Raw genomic sequence first — 1,831 nt, 5'->3', positions numbered from 1 at the left:
GGGCCCGCCCACGGCGGCGTCGGGCAGGGCCACGGTCGCGCCGGTCCGCCAGGCGGCCAGCGTCCACACCGCGGCGCGCCAGTGCACGGGCAGGTCGACGACGACGGTGGTGCCCGGGGCGGCGTCGAACTCCTCGACGAGCAGGTTGACGGTCTTGCTGGCCCAGTTGGCGAGCACGGCGCCGGACAGCTCGACCCGTTCGCCGTCGTCGCCGTACCAGGTCAGCCGGGGCCGGCCGCCGTCGGCGGCGAGGCGGGCGAGGAGCGAGGCGACGTCGGGCACGGGGCCGCCGCTGCGAGGCGCGATCTGCATGCGGCCAGCCTAGGTCGGAAGTCGCGGAGGGCGGCACGCGGGACCACGCCCGGCGTGCCCGGGCGCGGGCCGGCCGGAAACAGTGTTCCGGTGCGGGACTACGCCTCATTGCCCGCACGGCGTTCTCGGCGGCAGGCCGTGGGTGGCTCGCCGGCCTTTGTCGCGCGGGCGCGCGGATGGCCTCTCCGGCGTGTCGACTCGCCGGTTGTTTCGTGACCAGGAAAAGCGGCCGGCGAGTGAGACGTGCGCCACGACCTGCGGAAGGACTCGTGAATTACCCGTGGAACCCGTGGGCGATAGCACATTTCCGCTTGACGACTCCAGGCGACACGCGTGTAATTCCATGTATGCAGTTTTCGTAGCGAATACGCAACGGGGCCTGAAACTGCAGGTCTGGCCAGTCAGGCTTGATGGGTCGGTGGATCGGCACGATCTCCCGGCCAGGCCTCGGGGCACGGACACGGCATGGAGGGGCACGTCATGTGGAACATGCTGGAATCGGACGTGGAGTTCCCGACCGACGCCGAGAGCGAGGTGGCGCCGGTCGCACCGGTCCTCCCACTCTTCGGCGAGCTGTATGTGCTGAACGAGCCGGACGACTCCCTGCTCGGCTGGCAGGAGCGCGCCCTGTGCGCGCAGACCGACCCGGAGGCCTTCTTCCCGGAGAAGGGCGGGTCCACCCGCGAGGCCAAGAAGGTCTGCTCGGGGTGCGAGGTACGGGCGGAGTGCCTGGACTACGCGCTGGAGAACGACGAGCGGTTCGGGATCTGGGGCGGTCTCTCGGAGCGTGAGCGCCGCAAGCTCAAGCGCCGCGCCGTCTGAGCCGGAGGTGCAGCGCAGGGTGCGGGCCGAGGAACGAGGCACGCGCCCGGAGCGGAACCGCAGGCTCGGACGGCAAAAAGCAGAGTGTGAGCCGGAGGAGTAGCGCAGGGTGCGGGCCGAGGAACAAGGCATGTCGCCCGGAGCGGAACCGCAGGCCCACACGGCAGAAGACAGAGTCTGAGCGGCTGACAAGGACGCAGGACCGGGCCCACGCAACGGGCGCACCGTTCGGTGCCCACCCGGCGCGTCTGCGGCGTGTCGGCGCCGACTCGCCGCATGATGTGGAACGAGATGAGCGCTCCACGCACCGACAGCCTGTCGGCTCCCAGCCCGGACCGGGGGTCCCACACGACCCCGGCAGGACCGGTGTGGGCCAAGATCCCGGCCCAGCCCACCGTGCAACCGCCCGTGGCGGTCACGGTGACCGCCGTCGTGGTCACCCGCGGCAGCAGTCCTTACCTCGCCGCCACGCTCGCCGCGCTGCGCGCCCAGTCGCGCACCCCGGACGACGTGGTCGTGGTCGACGTCGACACCGCCCCTGCGACGTCGGGCCACCAGGACCTGCAGCTCGGCGGCGCCCGGTACGTCGCGGGCGCGGGTGCCCGGACCTTCGGCGACGCGATCCATGTCGCGCTCGCCGCGGCCGGCACCCCCGAGCACGGCTGGCTGTGGCTGCTGCACGACGACTCCGCGCCCG

At 72.1% G+C, this 1,831-nt stretch carries 2 protein-coding genes and 1 pseudogene; 2 read left to right on the top strand and 1 reads right to left on the bottom strand.

What is annotated here, in order from left to right:
• The coding region (locus PROKR_RS34070; RefSeq protein ID WP_245605724.1) for a TIGR03089 family protein at positions 1 to 312 on the bottom strand (312 nt) is incomplete at its 3' end.
• Positions 313 to 792: 480 nt separating this feature from the next.
• On the opposite strand from PROKR_RS34070, the gene PROKR_RS06295 reads away from it, so the two are divergent.
• Positions 793 to 1,134: a WhiB family transcriptional regulator gene (locus PROKR_RS06295; RefSeq protein WP_036960858.1), complete on the top strand. Its 342-nt coding sequence runs from the start codon at positions 793 to 795 to the stop codon at positions 1,132 to 1,134.
• A gap of 291 nt (positions 1,135 to 1,425) precedes the next feature.
• A pseudogene (locus PROKR_RS34065) lies at positions 1,426 to 1,831 on the top strand (hypothetical protein); the annotation flags it as partial.

This window comes from Promicromonospora kroppenstedtii DSM 19349, from assembly GCF_000515355.1.
GTDB classification, from domain to species: Bacteria; Actinomycetota; Actinomycetes; order Actinomycetales; family Cellulomonadaceae; genus Promicromonospora; species Promicromonospora kroppenstedtii.
The sequence above is the reverse complement of the archived record's forward strand: the minus strand, read 5'-3'. Positions and strand labels throughout refer to the sequence as shown.

Excerpts from the sequence above, each read along its gene's own strand:
- PROKR_RS06295 (WP_036960858.1), top strand. The coding sequence starts at position 793 with ATGTGGAACATGCTGGAATCGGACGTGGAGTTCCCGACCGACGCCGAG.